20 protein-coding genes are annotated in these 16,234 nt (G+C 64.9%); 10 read left to right on the top strand and 10 right to left on the bottom strand.

The genetic code is table 11. The annotated features are described in order from the left end of the window. Window positions 1–94 precede the first annotated feature (94 nt). Entirely contained in the window at window positions 95–1,306 is a 1,212-nt protein-coding gene (locus EZV60_RS08815) for a bifunctional alpha/beta hydrolase/OsmC family protein (RefSeq protein WP_135504472.1), read from the top strand. Here EZV60_RS08815 and EZV60_RS08810 read toward each other — a convergent pair whose 3' ends face one another. Then, complete coding sequence (locus EZV60_RS08810; protein WP_135504470.1) at window positions 1,307–1,672, bottom strand: DNA-binding transcriptional response regulator; 366 nt, start codon at window positions 1,670–1,672, stop codon at window positions 1,307–1,309. Window positions 1,673–1,830: 158 nt separating this feature from the next. Here EZV60_RS08810 and EZV60_RS08805 point away from each other — a divergent pair, with 158 nt between their 5' ends. From EZV60_RS08805 to cbiB, 3 genes are read left to right on the top strand one after another with little or no spacing between them, the layout of a single operon-like run. After that, window positions 1,831–2,205, top strand: a complete 375-nt coding sequence (locus EZV60_RS08805) for a DUF1636 family protein (RefSeq protein WP_135504468.1) — start codon at window positions 1,831–1,833, stop codon at window positions 2,203–2,205. Window positions 2,206–2,210: 5 nt separating this feature from the next. Next, the gene (gene cobD / locus EZV60_RS08800) at window positions 2,211–3,164 is read left to right on the top strand and encodes a threonine-phosphate decarboxylase CobD (RefSeq protein ID WP_135504466.1); all 954 of its coding nucleotides are present in this window, start codon (window positions 2,211–2,213) and stop codon (window positions 3,162–3,164) included. Continuing rightward, window positions 3,161–4,063, top strand: a complete 903-nt coding sequence (gene cbiB / locus EZV60_RS08795) for an adenosylcobinamide-phosphate synthase CbiB (protein ID WP_135504464.1) — start codon at window positions 3,161–3,163, stop codon at window positions 4,061–4,063. The genes cobD and cbiB overlap by 4 nt, the downstream gene beginning before the upstream one ends. A gap of 4 nt (window positions 4,064–4,067) precedes the next feature. Here the strand turns inward: cbiB and EZV60_RS08790 are convergent, their stop codons facing one another. Then, a complete protein-coding gene (locus tag EZV60_RS08790) occupies window positions 4,068–4,829 on the bottom strand; it encodes a TIGR02186 family protein (RefSeq protein ID WP_135504462.1) in 762 nt (253 codons plus the stop codon). Continuing rightward, entirely contained in the window at window positions 4,829–5,743 is a 915-nt protein-coding gene (locus EZV60_RS08785) for a sulfite exporter TauE/SafE family protein (RefSeq protein ID WP_135504460.1), read from the bottom strand. Before EZV60_RS08785 ends, EZV60_RS08790 begins: the two co-directional genes overlap by 1 nt. Before the next feature lie 261 nt (window positions 5,744–6,004). Between EZV60_RS08785 and EZV60_RS08780 the strand changes: the two genes are divergently transcribed. Then, window positions 6,005–6,880, top strand: a complete 876-nt coding sequence (locus EZV60_RS08780) for a TIGR01459 family HAD-type hydrolase (protein WP_135504458.1) — start codon at window positions 6,005–6,007, stop codon at window positions 6,878–6,880. A gap of 113 nt (window positions 6,881–6,993) precedes the next feature. Beyond that, window positions 6,994–7,437 (top strand): MaoC family dehydratase, encoded by a 444-nt coding sequence (locus tag EZV60_RS08775; RefSeq protein ID WP_135504456.1) that lies wholly within the window; start codon window positions 6,994–6,996, stop codon window positions 7,435–7,437. A gap of 48 nt (window positions 7,438–7,485) precedes the next feature. On the opposite strand, the gene EZV60_RS08770 is transcribed toward EZV60_RS08775, so the two are convergent. Beyond that, complete coding sequence (locus tag EZV60_RS08770) at window positions 7,486–8,115, bottom strand: glutathione S-transferase family protein (protein ID WP_135504454.1); 630 nt, start codon at window positions 8,113–8,115, stop codon at window positions 7,486–7,488. A gap of 114 nt (window positions 8,116–8,229) precedes the next feature. Further along, window positions 8,230–8,415, bottom strand: a complete 186-nt coding sequence (locus tag EZV60_RS08765) for a hypothetical protein (RefSeq protein WP_425353560.1) — start codon at window positions 8,413–8,415, stop codon at window positions 8,230–8,232. Between the two features lie 134 nt (window positions 8,416–8,549). Between EZV60_RS08765 and EZV60_RS08760 the strand changes: the two genes are divergently transcribed. From EZV60_RS08760 to EZV60_RS08750, 3 genes are read left to right on the top strand one after another with little or no spacing between them, the layout of a single operon-like run. Then, window positions 8,550–9,488, top strand: a complete 939-nt coding sequence (locus EZV60_RS08760) for a bifunctional riboflavin kinase/FAD synthetase (RefSeq protein WP_135504452.1) — start codon at window positions 8,550–8,552, stop codon at window positions 9,486–9,488. Continuing rightward, complete coding sequence (locus EZV60_RS08755) at window positions 9,485–9,958, top strand: YcgN family cysteine cluster protein (RefSeq protein WP_135504450.1); 474 nt, start codon at window positions 9,485–9,487, stop codon at window positions 9,956–9,958. The genes EZV60_RS08760 and EZV60_RS08755 overlap by 4 nt, the downstream gene beginning before the upstream one ends. Next, window positions 9,958–11,013, top strand: coding sequence for a threonine aldolase family protein (locus EZV60_RS08750; protein WP_135504448.1), 1,056 nt, complete (start codon window positions 9,958–9,960; stop codon window positions 11,011–11,013). Before EZV60_RS08755 ends, EZV60_RS08750 begins: the two co-directional genes overlap by 1 nt. A gap of 6 nt (window positions 11,014–11,019) precedes the next feature. On the opposite strand, the gene EZV60_RS08745 is transcribed toward EZV60_RS08750, so the two are convergent. Then, complete coding sequence (locus EZV60_RS08745) at window positions 11,020–11,826, bottom strand: alpha/beta fold hydrolase (RefSeq protein WP_135504446.1); 807 nt, start codon at window positions 11,824–11,826, stop codon at window positions 11,020–11,022. Between the two features lie 7 nt (window positions 11,827–11,833). Further along, complete coding sequence (locus EZV60_RS08740) at window positions 11,834–12,433, bottom strand: 2-hydroxychromene-2-carboxylate isomerase (RefSeq protein ID WP_135504444.1); 600 nt, start codon at window positions 12,431–12,433, stop codon at window positions 11,834–11,836. Between the two features lie 106 nt (window positions 12,434–12,539). Here EZV60_RS08740 and EZV60_RS08735 point away from each other — a divergent pair, with 106 nt between their 5' ends. After that, window positions 12,540–13,556: a ribose-phosphate pyrophosphokinase gene (locus EZV60_RS08735; RefSeq protein WP_135504441.1), complete on the top strand. Its 1,017-nt coding sequence runs from the start codon at window positions 12,540–12,542 to the stop codon at window positions 13,554–13,556. Window positions 13,557–13,760: 204 nt separating this feature from the next. Here the strand turns inward: EZV60_RS08735 and EZV60_RS08730 are convergent, their stop codons facing one another. The 3 genes from EZV60_RS08730 to atpD form a co-directional block, all read right to left on the bottom strand. Continuing rightward, window positions 13,761–14,111: an H-type lectin domain-containing protein gene (locus EZV60_RS08730; protein ID WP_135504439.1), complete on the bottom strand. Its 351-nt coding sequence runs from the start codon at window positions 14,109–14,111 to the stop codon at window positions 13,761–13,763. 144 nt (window positions 14,112–14,255) lie between these two features. After that, entirely contained in the window at window positions 14,256–14,699 is a 444-nt protein-coding gene (locus tag EZV60_RS08725) for a F0F1 ATP synthase subunit epsilon (RefSeq protein ID WP_135504437.1), read from the bottom strand. A 96-nt stretch (window positions 14,700–14,795) separates the two neighbouring features. Continuing rightward, a complete protein-coding gene (atpD, locus tag EZV60_RS08720) occupies window positions 14,796–16,220 on the bottom strand; it encodes a F0F1 ATP synthase subunit beta (RefSeq protein WP_135504434.1) in 1,425 nt (474 codons plus the stop codon). Window positions 16,221–16,234 lie beyond the last annotated feature (14 nt).

The following is a 16,234-nucleotide window of genomic DNA, read 5'->3' as shown; positions in this document are numbered from 1 at the left end:
TTGTCACCTTGCCGTGACGGCGGCGTGAAATCCCTAGTGCGCGGGCGAAAGGCTTCCTACCCTTTGCACATTCCGAACCTCAAGGAGCCACCCCATGCCGACCGAACGTTTCACCTTCAGGGGGCATGCCGGGCACGAACTTGCCGCGAGGCTCGACCTGCCCGATGGGCCGCATCTGGCCACGGCGCTCTTCGCGCATTGCTTTACCTGCTCCAAGGACATCCCCGCCGCCCGGCGAATTGCCGCGCGGCTGGCGGGTGCGGGTATCGCGGTGCTGCGCTTTGATTTCACCGGGCTGGGGCATTCCGGGGGCGAGTTCGAGAACACGTCCTTTCGCAGCAATATCGAGGATCTGGTGCTGGCCGCCCGCGCGCTGAAGGCGCAGGGCATGCCGCCGTCCCTGCTTGTCGGGCACAGTCTGGGCGGGGCTGCCGTTCTGGGGGCCGCAGGCCAGATCGACAGCGTCAAAGCGGTGGTGACCATCGCCGCGCCCTATGATCCAGGCCATGTGACGCACAATTTCGAGGGCGCGCTGGACACAATCGAGGCAGAGGGCACCGCCGAAGTCATTCTTGGCGGGCGGCCCATCCGCGTCGGCAAAGCGCTTGTCGAGAACGTACGCTCGGAACGTCTCGGCGAGGCCATAAGCGGGCTGAAGCGCGCGCTTCTAGTCCTGCACGCGCCCCGCGACGAAACCGTCGGGATCGAGAATGCCAGCCGTATCTTCGCCGCCGCGAAGCATCCCAAGAGTTTCGTCACGCTGGATGGCGCGGATCACCTGATCTCCGATGCCGCCGACGCCGAATACGTGGCCGGGGTCATCGCTGCCTGGGCGCCGCGTTATCTCGACCTGCGCCGACCGGCGCCGCCGCCGGGCGTGCCCGAGGGTATCGTGCGCGTGTCCGAGGCGGATCCGGACGGGTTTCTTCAGGATGTGAACGCCGGCGCGCGGCATCACCTTCTCGCCGATGAACCCGCGGCCTATGGTGGCACCGGCCGGGGCCTGACGCCCTACGGGTTCCTGTCGGCGGGGCTGGGAGCCTGTACGTCGATGACCATTCGCATGTATGCCCGGCGCAAGGGCTGGCCACTGGCGCATGTGCGCGTGGACGTGAGCCATGACAAGGTCCATGCGCAGGACGCCGGCGCGCCCGGCGATCAGAAGGCCGACCGTTTTACCCGGGTGATCCGGATGACCGGCGACCTGACCGAGGCACAGCACGCGCGCCTGATGGAAATCGCCGACAAATGCCCGGTGCACCGCACATTGGAAAAAAGCGCCGAGGTGATCACCCGCGCGGCCTGATCAGCCGGACCGCCCGAAATGCTCGACCATGGCCACAAGATCCTCGGGCGGGGTGTCGGCCTGCAGATGCGCGCAGGCGTTGGGGCACAGCGCAAAGACCGATCCGTCCGAGAAAAACGAGGTGTTGGTCACGAAGATCACCCGCGCCTCCGGGTGAAGCTGATGCGCGAGATCGGCAATCACGAAGGCGCTGCTGCCGCGCAGGATGAGGTTGAGGATGATCACGTCGAACCCGCTGGCGCGCAGTGCCGTTTCCGCATCTTCCTGGGACGTGACGTGACTTGCGTCGATCCCGCGACGGGTCAGGTGCCCAAGCCAGAGCTGGCCGAGCGACTCGTTGCTTTCCACGATCAGAACCCGCGCCATGTTTCCCGAAACCTTCGTCGTCACCCACCGCCTACAAGACGCAGAGGGTAGCCGAAGCGCGCCCCTTTCGCCAGCTTTCCGCGACATAACGTTAAAAGGATTGTTTTCGGAGCCTGTTTCCGTTTCAACGGGCGCGACACCGGGCCAAGGCGACGACAATGACAAGCTGGATCACAATCTGCGACACCTGCAAGCACGAAAGCTGGAGCGCCGAGACGCATGACCGACCCGATGGCGAGGTTCTGGCCGAACGCATAGAGGCGCGCGCGGCGGCGGCGGGCGTGAACACGCGGCGGGTCTCGTGCCTGATGGGCTGCACGCATGGCTGCAACGTTGCGGTTCAGGCCCCGGGCAAGCTCGCCTATACACTGGGACGGTTCACCCCGGATGACGCGGCCGCGCAGGCCATCGTCGACTACGCCGCGCTGCATGCCGAAAGCGATAGCGGGCAGGTGCCCTACCGGACATGGCCGCAAGGGGTGAAGGGGCATTTCGTCACCCGCCACCCGCCGCTGCCTGGCGAAGAGGCCTGAGCGTCATGCAGGCCCCGCGCGACCATGGCGGCGGGATCGACGCGGCCGCAGCGCTTTACGGCGGCGCGCGGGAGGCCTGGATCGACCTGTCGACCGGGATCAACCCGCTGCCCTATCCCCTGCCCGACCTGACGCGTGACGCGTGGACCGCCCTGCCCGACCGCGCGGCGCAGGACGCGCTTGTCGCGGCGGCGCGGACATTCTGGCGAGTGCCGGACACTTTTGCGATTCTGCCCGCACCCGGCGCGTCGAGCCTGATCGCGCGTCTGCCCGCGCTTGCCGGACCGGGCCGGGTGCATATTCCCGCTCCCACCTATAACGAGCACGCGGCGGCCTTTGCCGCTCAGGACTGGACAGTCGAGATCGATCACGACGCGGCCGGCGTCCCAAGACCGGACGCGCGGGTTCTGGTGCACCCCAACAATCCGACCGGCACATGGTGGTCCAAAGACGATCTGGACGCGCCCCTGTGTATCCTCGACGAGAGTTTTGCCGATGTGGACCCGGATCGCTCGCTGCTCGGGGCCGCTCACGCGGGCACGGTCGTCCTCAAAAGCTTTGGCAAGTTCTGGGGGCTGGCGGGCCTGCGGCTGGGCTTTGCCATTGGCGCGCCCGCTATGATCGAACGGCTGGAGGCCCTGCTGGGTCCCTGGGCCGTGTCGGGGCCCGCCCTTGAGATCGGCCACGCCGCCCTGACGGATACCGACTGGGCGCGCCAAACACGCGAGCGCCTGGCGCGGGACGCGGCGCGACTTGACGATCTGCTCGCAGTTGCCGGGGCCGATCCGCTTGGCGGGACATCCCTATTCCGGCTTTATCATACGCCGAACGCGTCCGAATTTCAGGATCGACTGGCGCGCCACCATATCTGGAGCCGGATCTTCCCCTACTCGAAAAACTGGGTACGCCTCGGCCTGCCCGCCCCCGATGACTGGGCCCGGCTGGAGGCCGCGCTATGAGCGTTTTGGCCATCGCCATGGCGCTGGATGCCGCCCTGGGAGAGCCCAAATGGCTGTGGGACCGCGTGCCGCATCCGGCGGTTCTGATGGGACGCACGATCGCCTGGGGCGAGGCGCGGTTCAACACCGGCCCGGTGCGCCGGCTTAGAGGCGTCGTCCTGATCCTCGGGCTGGGCCTTGCCGCGGGTTCGCTGGGGGCGCTGCTGCAGATGTTTGGCCCATTGGTCGAGATCCTCGTGATCGCCGTGCTCCTCGCGCAACGCTCGCTTGTCGCGCATGTGCAGGCGGTGGCCGACGGTCTGCGCGTGTCGCTGGGCGACGGGCGGCGCGCGGTGGCGATGATCGTCGGGCGCGACACGGCGCGCATGGACCGCAGCGCGGTTGCGCGCGCGGCCATCGAATCCGCCGCCGAAAATTTCAGCGACGGGGTGGTCGCACCCGTGTTCTGGTACGTTCTGGCCGGGCTTCCGGGGCTGCTGATCTACAAGATGGTCAACACCGCCGACAGCATGATCGGGTATCGCACCCCGCGCTATGAGGCCTTCGGCTGGGCCGCGGCGCGCAGCGACGATTTCCTGAACCTGCTGCCCGCCCGACTGACCGCCATGATCCTGGCCATGGTGCTGGGTGTCACCGCGCAGCGCGCCGCCATCGCGACCGAGGCCGGACAGCACCGTTCGCCCAACGCGGGCTGGCCCGAGGCGGCGATGGCGCGGGGGCTTGACGTGGCGCTGTCGGGTCCGCGCGCCTATGACGGCGAGATGCGGGAGTATCCCTTCGTCAATCCCGGCGGGCGGCGCGAGATCGGCCCGGTCGAGATCGAGGCGGCGGTGGACGCGCTCTGGCGGGGATGGGCGGTACTGCTGGCCGGGGCGGTCGTGCTGACCCTGATCGTGTGACGGCTCAGTTCTGCCGCAGCATGCGGAACGCCGCCGAGGCCCCCCAGCCCGCCGCGATTGCGATTGCCAGCGACATCAGGCCGTACATAAGCGGCTCTTCGCGCGACATGTTGAAAAGCCAGCGTTCCAGACCGACCTTACGCACGTCGATCGTGGTCTCGTAAACCGTGACCACACGCCCGCCACGCGTCAGGAAGATCCGCGTTTCGTAATCGCCCTCGGTCAGGTTGGCGGGCATCGAGATGGACGTGCGAAAAAGCGTTTCCTGGTCCAGGGCGACCGCGCCTTCCTCGACCTTGTAGGCGCCGTTCTTCTTGCGGATCCGGATCACCGCGTCGGTAAAGGCCTGCGCGTCGCGGATGCTCGACGGGGCCCCGACCGACCGGATCGCCTGCGGGATCGACACCTTGTGGCGCAGATCCTCGACATTGGACAGGACCCGCTGGAAAGGTCCGGTGGTCGCGACCGCATAGAAACTCGGGGCATAGTCGATCTCGACCGCATCGATATTGACCCAGATGCCGAAACGGCGTTCCTTTCGGCGCACGATCAGCGGCTTGTCGGGCCCGGCTATCGCGACGATCGCATCAAGCGGTTCGGCGGGGATCGGCGCCTCGCGCTTGACCGCGCCGAAGACAAGGATCTCCGACCCGTCGAAGGTGGCGGTGATCGCCACCTGATCCTTCGACAGGCCCAGCACCACCTCCTCGGCCCGCGCCGGCATAGCGCAGAGAACAAGCATGAGACAGGCGATGGCGCGGCGCATCAATGCCCCCCCGCATCGCCGATGGAATAGATCTCGGACGGGGTGAGCAGCAGGTCGAGCGCCAGCTTGGCGCAGACCGCGAGCACCATGATCGCCAGCAGGATACGCAGCTGTTCGGCTTTCATCCGCGTGCCGATCGTGGTGCCGATCTGCGCGCCGATCACGCCGCCCACCAGCAAGAGCACCGCAAGGGCGATATCCACCGTAAAGTTTGTCGTGGCATGCAGAAGCGTGGTGAACGCCGTTACGAAAATAATCTGGAAAAGCGAGGTGCCCACGACGACCTTGGTCGGCATGCCAAGCAGGTAGATCATCGCCGGCACCATGATGAACCCGCCGCCCACACCCATGATCGCGGCCAGGATCCCCACGGCGATCCCCACGAGCACGGGTGGAATGACAGAGATATAAAGTCCCGAGGTGCGAAAGCGCATCTTCAGCGGCAGACCGTGGATCCAGTTGTGCTTCTTGCGCTTGGGCGGTTTGCCGGAACGGGTGTTGCGGATGGCGCGCAGGCTTTCGAAGAACATCATGCCGCCGATCACGCCGAGGAACACGACATAGCACAGCCGCACCAGCAGATCGACCTGCCCGAGGCTCTTGAGGTAGTTGAATATCACCACGCCCACCGCAGCCCCGATGAGGCCGCCCACCAGAAGCACGGTGCCCATCCTGAGATCGACGGTCTTTCGCCTGAGATGCGCCAGCACACCGGAAAACGACGAGGCGACGATCTGGTTGGCCTCGGTCGCCACCGCGACGGCGGGCGGAATGCCGATAAAGAAAAGCAGCGGCGTCATCAGGAAACCGCCGCCGACGCCGAACATGCCCGAAAGAATGCCCACAAGCCCGCCCAGCCCCAGAAGCAGGAAGGCGTTGACCGAAACCTCGGCGATGGGCAGGTAGATTTGCATGGGGTCAGTAAAGCCCCGCCTGCGATCCAGATGCAAGTGAAGGCCTGACCAGGCGTCGGAAAAAACGTGACCGGCGGGATCCAAAGGCGCGGGTTGCGCCGCACAGGTTTGGTCAGAAAAGGGGCGCTGCCCCTTACGTTGAAATCCCGGGGGATTTCAACGAACCCCGAGGTATTTTTCTCCAGATGAAGCTGCGGGTGGTTTTCGGCGGGCGGCTTTGCGATACCTGTCTGAGACCCGCATTGCCCAGAAAGGCCCGACATGACCCGTATCGTTTCCGCGCTCTCCGAGATCGCCTCTGCCTATGACGCGCTTTACGTCGATCTCTGGGGCTGCCTGCACGACGGCATGACGGCGTTTCCGGACGCGGTGGCGGCCCTTCAGGCCTATCGCGCGCAGGGCGGCACGGTCGTGCTTTTGACCAATTCGCCCAAGCCGCGCGCCGGGGTGGAGACCCAAATTACCCAGATGGGCGTGCCAAAGGATGCCTGGGACACGATCGCCAGCTCGGGTGACAGCGCGCGGGCGGCGATGTTTCGCGGCGCGGTCGGGCGGAAGGTCTGGTTCATGGGCGAATGGGAACGCGACCAGGGCTTTTTCGAGCCCATGGAGCTTATCGAGGATCCCGAGGATATCCTGCTGGTCGAGCTGAAAGAAGCCGACGGCATCGTCTGCTGCGGCCCGTTCGAGCCGCTGGCCGATCCGGCGGTCAACCGCGCCGAATTCCTTTACGCCAAGCAGCGCGGGCTGAAATTGCTTTGCGCCAATCCCGATATCGTCGTGGATCGCGGCGAGGTACGCGAATGGTGTGCCGGCGCACTGGCGCGGCTCTATACAGAGATGGGCGGCGAAAGCCTTTATTTCGGCAAGCCGTATCCCCCGATCTACGACCTGGCGCGCCGGCGCCTGGCCGAACTGGGCTGCGATATCGACCCTTCGCGGATCCTGGCCATCGGCGACGGGGCGCAGACCGACATCGCCGGCGCAATGGGCGAGGATATCGATTCTCTCTTTGTCACCGGCGGGCTGGCCGCGGCGGAGACCAAAACGTCGCAGAACCCGGACGAAACCGCGCTAAAGTCCTTTCTGGAAAGGGAAAATGTCGCGCCCGGCTTTGCTATCGGGCGGCTGCGCTGAGCAGAAAAGGCTTGCTTTTCTGCGATTGCAAAGTAATTAAGTTCCAATATGGACCGTAGATTGGGTATAATTATTACTTAACGGTCTCCCGGATGCCAGAATTGGAGGGTCGAATGTTGGACAACATGCCGCGCGGAACCATCACCATCGAGGAAATGGAAATGGGCATGGTGCGCTCTCTTCTGAAGGTGGTGACCGACGAGGATATCGAGATGTTTGCGCAGGTTTCGACCGATTATAATCCGGTGCATATGGACGACGATTACGCCCGCGACACGATCTTCGAGGGCCGCATCGCGCATGGCATGCTGACCGCCGGCCTGATCTCTGCGGTGATCGGCGAGCAGCTGCCCGGGCATGGCACGGTCTATATGGGCCAGACGCTCAAGTTCCTCGCGCCGGTGCGGCCTGGTGACCAGGTTCTGACCGAGGTCGAGGTGATCGGGATCGACTATGCCAAGCGCCGGGTGCAGCTTTCGACGCGCTGCATGGTGGACGGCAAGAAGGTCCTGGTGGGCGAGGCCACGGTACTGGCGCCGACGGGCAAGTTCGACTGACCTCGAACAGGCAAGGCGCGGCGGGCAAACCCGCCACGCCGTCCGGCCTCAGTCCAGATCCGGCTCGGTCGCCTTGAAGCTTTCGACCTTCTGCATCGCGTCCCACCATGCCTGCAGCTTGGCATTGCTGAGCACCTTGTCGGCATCGGTCGTCAGCGACACGTAAAAGATGATCGGCCCCAGGAAGTAGTCCGCCAGACTGCAGTCCGTGCCACAGATCCAGGGATCTGCATTTTCCATCAGAAGCTCGATCAGCGTGTCGCCGTTTTCAAGCGCGGTCCTGCGTGCGTCTTCGTTCTGGCCGCCGACGAGATGCGGGAAAAGGTGATAGCCCGCCACGCCAACCAGCGCGTCGTAGCCATAGCTGACGATAAGCTGGATCGCCTCATTCATCTTCGCGCGCCGCTTGGCGTCTTCGGGCACAAGGCCATCGCCTTTGCCGGTCTCGTGCAGATACTGGCAGATCGCCGCCGTCTCGCGCAGACGGATGTCGTCGATATCAAGCACCGGCACCTTGCCGAACGGGTGTCGCGCCAAATGGTCGGGCTGGCGCGTTTCGCCCTCCAGCACGTTAACCGGCACCTGATCGTAGTCGATTCCGTTGTCCTTCAGGACCATGCGCACCGTGCGCACATAGGTCGAGCCGTCAAATCCGTATAGGACGGGTTTGTCTGCCATGTGAGGCCTCCTTCATATCGTTGTACCAAGGCACAGGGGCCCGGCGGATGACCGTTCACATGGGGCGATCCGGCGCAAAGGCAAAACCCGCGCCGGCGCCGTCTTAAGGCTCGGCTAGCTTTGGAGCGGGCCGCGCTTGGCGCGGATCGCGGCGCGGATCTTGGTCCAGTCGCGCGCTTCGGCAGTGCGCCCCGCCTCCTTACAGCGGCGCGCCCGGGCCGCGGCCTCGGCTTCGGCCTTGCCGCCATGCGCGTTCAGCAGCGCGCGGGCGTATTGTGCGGTATGAATTGCGCTGATCATGTGCGTCCTCCTTTCACATGCAACTCCATCGGAAGTTGACTATACACGATTCGCCCCCTTCTGCCGAAATCGTCGCGATCGGCATGGCACATCCCCGCTTGCGCCCGCTTCGGCCTGCGGCTACGCACTTGCCCATGCGCATCATCCGCGATTACTCCTATCTCGATGCCGCTGACCGGGGCGCGTCTGTCGCCATCGGCAATTTCGACGGCGTGCATGTCGGGCATCGCTCGGTCATCGACCTTGCGCGGGCTGCGGGCGCACGGATTGACGCCCCGCTTGGCGTCCTGACCTTTGAGCCGCATCCGAGAGAGTTTTTCGCGCCCGACGCGCCGCCCTTTCGGCTGATGGGGTCCGAGGCGCGGGCACACCGGCTGGAAAAGCTGGGGGTGGAGAAGCTTTATGAGCTGAAGTTCAACACGGCACTGGCCAGCCTCACGCCCGAGGAATTCGCCCGCAACGTCATCGCCGGCGGGCTGGGCCTTCGGCATGTCGTGATCGGCGCGGATTTCTGTTTCGGCAAGGGGCGCGCGGGCAATGCCACCGACATGGCCCGGTTCGGCGGCGAGATGGGCTTTGGCGTGACCGTGGCCGAGCTTCTGGAAGGCCAGTCCGGGCAGGTCTCGTCGACCGCGATTCGCACCGCGCTGGCCGAAGGCCGGCCGCGCGAAGCGGCGGCGATGCTGGGCCACTGGCACCGCATCGAAGGGCCGGTCATGGGCGGCGAGCAGCGCGGGCGCGAGCTGGGATATCCCACGGCAAACATGTCCATCGCCGGGCTGCATCCGCCGAAATTCGGTGTCTACGCGGTGCTGGTCGACGTATTGGACGGCCCGCATGCGGGCCACTACCACGGCGCGGCGTCGCTAGGCGTGCGGCCCATGTTCGGCGGCGAGGTGCCCAATATCGAAACCTTCCTTTTCGATTTCTCGGGCGACCTTTACGGCACCGAACTGTCCGTCGCGCTGATCGACTACCTGCGCCCCGAGGAAACCTTCGACAGCCTTGACGCCTTCATCGCGCAAATGGACGCCGATTGCGCCCGCGCGCGCGAGATCCTCGCCGCGCTATGACCGACGATCCCATCGACCGCACCGGTCTGGCACCGCGTTTCTGGGAGACCAAGCCGCTCTCACGCATGACCCGGAAAGAGTGGGAAGCGCTGTGCGACGGCTGCGGCAAATGCTGCCTGAACAAGCTGGAAGACGAGGACAGCGGCGAGGTTGCCCTGACCCGCGTGGCCTGCCGGCTGTTCGACGATACGACCTGCCGCTGCGCGCAGTACGAGACGCGCCACCGATATGTGCCGGAATGCATCACGCTGACGGTGAAGAATATCGAGAAAAACCTCTACTGGCTGCCCGAAACCTGTGCCTACAAACTGCTCTGGAACGGTCAGCCGCTCTATGACTGGCACCCGCTGATTTCAGGCACGGCGCAATCGGTGCACGACGCCGGCGTGTCGATGCAGTACCGCACCCTGTCCGAGGCCGACATGTCTGAGGACGACTGGGAAGACCATGTGATAGAGGAGCCAACCTGATGTATCTTGCCTCTGACAATATCGGCCCTGCCCTGCCCGAGGTGATGGAGGCGCTGACCGCCGCCAACCAGGGCCATGCAAAACCTTACGGCAACGACCCTTGGACAGAGCGCGCCTCCGCCGCCCTGCGCGCGCTTTTCGAGGCCCCAGAGGCTTCGGTACATTTGGTCGCCACCGGAACGGCGGCCAACTGCCTCGCACTCGCCACTATGAGCCAGCCGTGGCAGGCCATCACCTGCACGCCGCTGGCGCATATCCGCGAGGACGAATGCCACGCGCCGGAGTTTTTCACCGGCGGCGCCCGTCTTAACCCGGTGGGACAGGCGGGCGACAAGATGACCGTGCTTGAACTCGACGCCGCGCTGTCGGGCCTGCCGCAAGGGGTCGTGCACGGATCCCAACGCGGACCGGTCGCGCTGACCTCGGTCACCGAGCGGGGTCAGGTCTACACGCTGGATGAACTGGGCGCGCTCTGCGACGTGGCCAAGGCGCACGGATTGAAGGTGCATCTCGATGGCGCGCGCTTTGCCAACGCGGTGGCCGCGCTTGACTGCTCGCCGGCGCAGATGACCCACGAGCTGGGCGTCGACGCGCTGAGCTTCGGTGCAACCAAGAACGGCTGCCTCGGCGTCGAGGCGGTGATCTTCTTCGACCCGTCCGACGCGTGGGAACTGGAACTGCGCCGCAAGCGCGCGGGGCATCTTTTTTCCAAGCACCGCTATCTCGCCGCACAGATCGAGGCCTATGTGAAGGACGGTCTGTGGCTTGACGCCGCGCGCCGCGCCAATGCCAAAGCGGCGCGGCTGGTGGCCGGGCTTCGCGATCTGCCGGGCTTTACCCTCGCCGCCGACCCACAGGCCAATATGATCTTCGCCACCCTGCCGCGCGCCACGCATAAGCGCCTCTTCGACGCCGGGGCCTATTACTATATCTGGGAGGGTGAACTTGAGGGCAAGGACCCCGACGAGCCACTCCTGATGCGGCTGGTCTGCGACTGGTCCATTCCCGAGGCCGAGATCGACCGCTTTATCGAGACCGCGCGCAACGTCGCCTGAACACGCTCAGACCTCGCGCAGAAAGCGCAGCACTTCGGCGCTGACCTGCCTGCCGTGGGTCACGGGCAGCATATGCGACGCCCCTGCGATGACCGCGCGCCGCGCATGGGGCAGCCGCGCCGCCAGACCCTCGGTGATCGCCGGGATAATCTCCGGCGACAGGCTGCCCTCGATCAGAAGTACGGGCCGCTCGACCGCCTCAAGCCGCCCCTCGGCAAGCATCCCGCCGACATCCTCGTAAAGCGCAGGCTGCCCTGCCTGCACGATTGGCATCTGCGCCGCCAGCGTCTCTCGGTCCGGCGTGGAAATAGCGGACCAATCCGCGCCCCCGCCCCAGACCGCCAGAAAGGCTTCTGCCGCCGCCATCCGGTCGCCTGCGCGCATGGCATCGACAAAAGGCGCCATCGCTGCGTCAAACCCGGCGCGCAGCTCGGGCCGCGCGGCCAGACCGGCGGCGAAGAACACCGGTTCGAGCAGCACCAGCGACCGCACGAGCTCTGGCCGCTCGATTGCCAGACGCAGCGCCACGGTGGCGCCGAAGGAATGGCCGATGATATCGGTGGGGCCGGTCAGGAATTCCGCGGCGATCCTGACCGTCTCGCCCTGGAGTTCGGCCCGGTCGTCCCAGGGGGCGCTGCGCCCGTGCCCGGGCAGGTCAAAGGCCGTCATGTCAAGCGCGCCCGACAGGTGGCGGGCCATGGCGCCCCAGCTTCCGGAATGCGCCAGGCTGCAATGGATCATCAGCGCCGCGCGCGGCCCTTGCCCGAACGTGGTCCAGTTGGTCTCGAAGCCCGCCTTCAGCCCCTTGGGCATGCGCGCCTCACAATTTGCCGGCGAGATGCAGGTCCAGATCCTCCAGCCGGTCCTGGCCGAAAAAGCTCTGGCCGGTGTCCACCACGAAGAAGGGAGAACCGAAGACGCCGGCCGCCACCGCGTCTTCGAGATTGGCGGCATAGGCCTCTGCCCCGCTCAGCAAACCGCGATTGGCAATATCCGGGTCGAACCCCGCCTCTTGCAGGCAATCGCGGATGACCTCGTCCTCGGCGATATCGCGTTCCTCGGCCCAGCAGGCCCGCAACACCGCCTGCACCAGCTTGCTCATATCGCCACCGCCCGCCGCCTGCGCCGCGATGATCGCGTAAGAGGACGGCGCGGCATTGGTCGGCCAATGCGCGGGCTGCAGGTTCAGCGGCTTGCCGGCCCGCTTGGCCTGCCGCGGCAGATCCTGCGCACGATACGCCATGCGCGACGGGTGCCGATCCTTGGGAGGCGTCCCGCCGGTGCGCGGGAAAAGCGCCATGATGTCGAGCGGCTTGTAGGTCACGCTCGCCCCATGACGCGCCGCGATCTCCTCAAGGCGACCGCCCGCCAGATAGGCAAAAGGCGACAGTGTCGAAAAATAATAGTCGATATGGGCCATCGCGCGCGTTCCCTTTCAAAGGCATAGCTTTGCCACAGGTGGCACCCATGCTAAGCGGTGTCAACGTCACGAATCTGTCATGTGAGACCACCCGGGGACCCCATCCATGCCAAGCACACCAGAGCCGAAACTCATCTCGGGCAATGCCAACTTGCCGCTGGCCAAGGCGATCACGCGACGCATGTCGATGCATCGCGGCGTCAATATCGGCCTGGTGGACACGCGGGTCGAGCGCTTCAACGACGGAGAAATCTTCGTCGAGGTCTTCGAGAACGTGCGCGGGGAGGACATGTTCATCATCCAGCCCACCTCGAACCCGGCCAATGACAACCTGATGGAACTTCTGATCATGTCCGACGCGCTGCGCCGGTCCTCGGCCAAGCGCATCACCGCCGTGATCCCCTATTTCGGCTATGCCCGACAGGATCGCCGCACCAAGGCCCGCACTCCGATCTCGGCCAAGCTGGTGGCCAACATGATCGTCGAGGCCGGCATCGAGCGGGTCCTGACGATGGATCTGCACGCCGCCCAGATCCAGGGCTTCTTCGATATTCCGGTCGACAACCTCTACGCCTCACCGGTCTTCGCGCTCGATATCCAGACGCAGTTCCGCGATCACATGGACGATGTGATGATCGTGTCGCCGGACGTGGGCGGCGTGGCGCGCGCGCGTGAACTTGCCAAGCGGATCACCGCGCCGCTCTCGATCGTGGACAAACGCCGCGAACGCGCGGGCGAGGTGGCGGAAATGACGGTGATCGGCGACGTGACCGACAAGATCTGCATCATCGTCGACGACATGTGCGACACGGCCGGCACGATGTGTAAGGCGGCACAAATCCTTCTCGATAACGGCGCCCGCGAGGTGCATGCCTATGTCACGCATGGCGTGCTTTCCGGGCCGGCGGTCGAGCGCATTACCGCCTCGGTGCTCAAATCCATGGTGATCACCGACACCATCCAGCCATCCGAGCCGGTCAAGGCCACGCCCAATATCCGCATCATTCCCACCGCACCGGTTTTCGCGCAGGCGATCCTCAATATCTGGAACGGCACCTCGGTCTCATCTCTTTTTGAAACCCCGACGCTGGAGCCGATCTACGAAGGTCAGTTCGGCACCTGAAGCACCGAAGGTCTGCCGCGAAAATCGAGGGTCCGCTGAGGCCCCTCCGGCCCAAACGATTGAGCGTTGCGCTCAACACCCGCCGCCTCGGACAGCCCCCGACATCTCGCTGCGCGGCGCCGGGTCCGATATGCGCTATCCGCGTTCGTCTTGGCCGAAAAAATCCCGCCGAAGGCTCCCCGCAGGTCACCACCGGCGCGACGGTCAGTAAAGCTGCCAGTCGTCCTCGTGGGGCACCGCGCCGATCGCCATCCAGCGAATTCGGGTGCGCGCCACGCGCGTGTCGCCCCAGGTGCGGAACACCACGTCGAACCCCTTGGCGGTGATATTCTCCGCCCCGACATCGGCACGAACATTCGTGGCGCTGTCCATGTCCCACATCGAAAGGCTCACATGAACGGCAGGGGCTTCCTTGAACGGGGTCGAAAAGCTCAGCGCCTTGCGCCGCTCGCGCGATCCCTGACCGGTCCACATGTCGCCGCCGTCTTCATAATCCGAGAACAGGACATCGTCGCCCTGTTCTATGCCAATTGTCTGGTTGACGAAGTATTTCATGACCGTTTCTTGCTGCCCGGGGCAAAGCTATACGTTCTTTCCGGCAAAAATGAGAACCAAAAAGGGAAAGGGCCCGGCGTGGCGGACCCTTTTGCTCTATAAAAGACGGTGTGCGCCACAGTCAGGCGACGGCTGGCCGAAGGCTCAGGGCGCGCCGACCTTCGAAGGTGTCGCCATGCCGATTTCGTCGCCCATGGCGACCATATCGGAGAGAAGCTTTGACGCCTCGTCCACAGGGCCGGGCTCGTTCTTGAAGGTCTCTTGCGCCTTGGCCAATTTATCCGTTGCCTCGTCGACCAGTTCCTTGAACTGCTCCTGGGTCAACTCGTCGCGCGGGATCGCACGCTCGGCCAGAACCGAAATCGAATCCGGGTTGATCTCGGCAAAGCCGCCCGTCACGGCATAGACGCTTTCACCCTCGGCGCTGGTCACAGTGACAAGCCCGGGGCGCAAAGTGGTGATCAGCGGCGAATGATCGGGCATCGCCGTCAGATCGCCCTCGGCGCCGGGGATCTTGACCTCGCGCGCCTCAACCGACGCCAGAAGGCGCTCGGGGCTTACCAGATCGAATTGCATTGTCTCAGCCATCTCGGGCCTCCTCTTGGGGCGCATGGTGGGCGTGCAACGCTCACCCTACACCTGCGTCGTTCGCGTTGGATGGGCGTTATGCGCCCATCCGCCGGATCAGGCGGCGTCGGCCGCCATCTTCTCGGCCTTGGCCTTCACGTCCTCGATGCCGCCAACCATGTAGAAGGCGCCCTCGGGCAGGTGATCGTACTCACCCGCGACCACGGCCTTGAAGGACGCGATCGTGTCTTCCAGCGGCACCTGAATGCCGTCAGAGCCGGTGAACACCTTGGCCACGTCGAAGGGCTGGCTGAGGAAACGCTGGATCTTCCGCGCGCGGCTCACGGTCAGCTTGTCCTCTTCGGAAAGCTCGTCCATGCCGAGGATCGCGATGATGTCCTGAAGCGACTTGTAACGCTGCAGGATGCCCTGCACGTCCCGCGCCACCTTGTAGTGCTCTTCACCCACGATGCCCGGATCCATCAGGCGCGAGGTACTGTCCAGCGGGTCCACCGCCGGATAGATGCCAAGCTCGGAGATGGAGCGCGACAGAACCGTCGTCGCATCAAGGTGGGCAAACGTCGTGGCCGGCGCGGGGTCGGTCAGGTCGTCCGCGGGCACGTAAACGGCCTGGATCGAGGTGATCGAGCCGGCCTTCGTCGACGTGATGCGCTCCTGCATCTGGCCCATGTCGGTGGCCAGCGTCGGCTGATAGCCCACAGCCGAAGGGATCCGGCCCAGAAGCGCCGACACCTCGGAGCCCGCCTGCGTAAAGCGGAAAATGTTGTCGACGAAGAACAGAACGTCGGTACCCGACTGGTCGCGGAACTGCTCGGCCAGCGTCAGGCCTGTCAGGGCAACCCGCGCACGGGCTCCCGGCGGCTCGTTCATCTGGCCATAGACCAGCGCCACTTGGCTCTCTTCCAGATTGTCGGGGTTGATCACGTTCGATTCGATCATCTCGTGATAAAGGTCGTTACCCTCACGGGTCCGCTCACCCACACCGGCGAACACCGAATAGCCCGAGTGCACCTTGGCGATGTTGTTGATCAGCTCCATGATGAGAACCGTCTTGCCCACGCCGGCACCGCCGAAAAGGCCGATCTTGCCGCCCTTGGCGTAAGGCGCCAGCAGGTCCACCACCTTGATGCCGGTCACGAGGACTTCGGACTCGGTCGACTGCTCTTCGAATTCCGGCGCTTCCTGGTGGATGGCGCGGTATTCCTTCGCCTTGATCGGCGCGCCCTCGTCCACCGGCTCACCGATCACGTTAAGGATGCGGCCCAGTGTGGCGTCGCCCACGGGCACACTGATCGGGCCATCGGTGTCGGTCACTTCCTGACCGCGCACCAGACCCTCGGTGGCGTCCATGGCGATGGTGCGCACGGTGCTTTCGCCCAGATGCTGCGCCACTTCGAGCACAAGCCGCTTGCCGTTGTTGTCGCATTCCAGCGCGTTGAGGATTTCCGGCAGGTGGTCGTCAAACTGCACGTCCACCACGGCGCCGATCACCTGCGTGATTTTGCCTTTTGCGTTTGCCATGTTTCGTCTCCGGT

Source organism: Roseovarius aestuariivivens (genome assembly GCF_004761875.1).
Classification (GTDB): Bacteria; Pseudomonadota; Alphaproteobacteria; order Rhodobacterales; family Rhodobacteraceae; genus Roseovarius; species Roseovarius aestuariivivens.
This window is presented reverse-complemented; position numbering and strand designations above follow the sequence as displayed.

Excerpts from the sequence above, each read along its gene's own strand:
- EZV60_RS08765 (WP_425353560.1), bottom strand. The coding sequence starts at position 8,415 with ATGATCAGCGCAATTCATACCGCACAATACGCCCGCGCGCTGCTGAAC.
- cobD (WP_135504466.1), top strand. The coding sequence starts at position 2,211 with ATGCAGGCCCCGCGCGACCATGGCGGCGGGATCGACGCGGCCGCAGCG.
- EZV60_RS08760 (WP_135504452.1), top strand. The coding sequence starts at position 8,550 with ATGCGCATCATCCGCGATTACTCCTATCTCGATGCCGCTGACCGGGGC.
- EZV60_RS08730 (WP_135504439.1), bottom strand. The coding sequence starts at position 14,111 with ATGAAATACTTCGTCAACCAGACAATTGGCATAGAACAGGGCGACGAT.
- EZV60_RS08755 (WP_135504450.1), top strand. The coding sequence starts at position 9,485 with ATGACCGACGATCCCATCGACCGCACCGGTCTGGCACCGCGTTTCTGG.
- EZV60_RS08745 (WP_135504446.1), bottom strand. The coding sequence starts at position 11,826 with ATGCCCAAGGGGCTGAAGGCGGGCTTCGAGACCAACTGGACCACGTTC.
- EZV60_RS08735 (WP_135504441.1), top strand. The coding sequence starts at position 12,540 with ATGCCAAGCACACCAGAGCCGAAACTCATCTCGGGCAATGCCAACTTG.
- EZV60_RS08790 (WP_135504462.1), bottom strand. The coding sequence starts at position 4,829 with ATGCGCCGCGCCATCGCCTGTCTCATGCTTGTTCTCTGCGCTATGCCG.
- EZV60_RS08770 (WP_135504454.1), bottom strand. The coding sequence starts at position 8,115 with ATGGCAGACAAACCCGTCCTATACGGATTTGACGGCTCGACCTATGTG.
- atpD (WP_135504434.1), bottom strand. The coding sequence starts at position 16,220 with ATGGCAAACGCAAAAGGCAAAATCACGCAGGTGATCGGCGCCGTGGTG.
- EZV60_RS08815 (WP_135504472.1), top strand. The coding sequence starts at position 95 with ATGCCGACCGAACGTTTCACCTTCAGGGGGCATGCCGGGCACGAACTT.
- EZV60_RS08725 (WP_135504437.1), bottom strand. The coding sequence starts at position 14,699 with ATGGCTGAGACAATGCAATTCGATCTGGTAAGCCCCGAGCGCCTTCTG.
- EZV60_RS08780 (WP_135504458.1), top strand. The coding sequence starts at position 6,005 with ATGACCCGTATCGTTTCCGCGCTCTCCGAGATCGCCTCTGCCTATGAC.
- EZV60_RS08750 (WP_135504448.1), top strand. The coding sequence starts at position 9,958 with ATGTATCTTGCCTCTGACAATATCGGCCCTGCCCTGCCCGAGGTGATG.
- cbiB (WP_135504464.1), top strand. The coding sequence starts at position 3,161 with ATGAGCGTTTTGGCCATCGCCATGGCGCTGGATGCCGCCCTGGGAGAG.
- EZV60_RS08805 (WP_135504468.1), top strand. The coding sequence starts at position 1,831 with ATGACAAGCTGGATCACAATCTGCGACACCTGCAAGCACGAAAGCTGG.
- EZV60_RS08740 (WP_135504444.1), bottom strand. The coding sequence starts at position 12,433 with ATGGCCCATATCGACTATTATTTTTCGACACTGTCGCCTTTTGCCTAT.
- EZV60_RS08810 (WP_135504470.1), bottom strand. The coding sequence starts at position 1,672 with ATGGCGCGGGTTCTGATCGTGGAAAGCAACGAGTCGCTCGGCCAGCTC.
- EZV60_RS08775 (WP_135504456.1), top strand. The coding sequence starts at position 6,994 with ATGTTGGACAACATGCCGCGCGGAACCATCACCATCGAGGAAATGGAA.
- EZV60_RS08785 (WP_135504460.1), bottom strand. The coding sequence starts at position 5,743 with ATGCAAATCTACCTGCCCATCGCCGAGGTTTCGGTCAACGCCTTCCTG.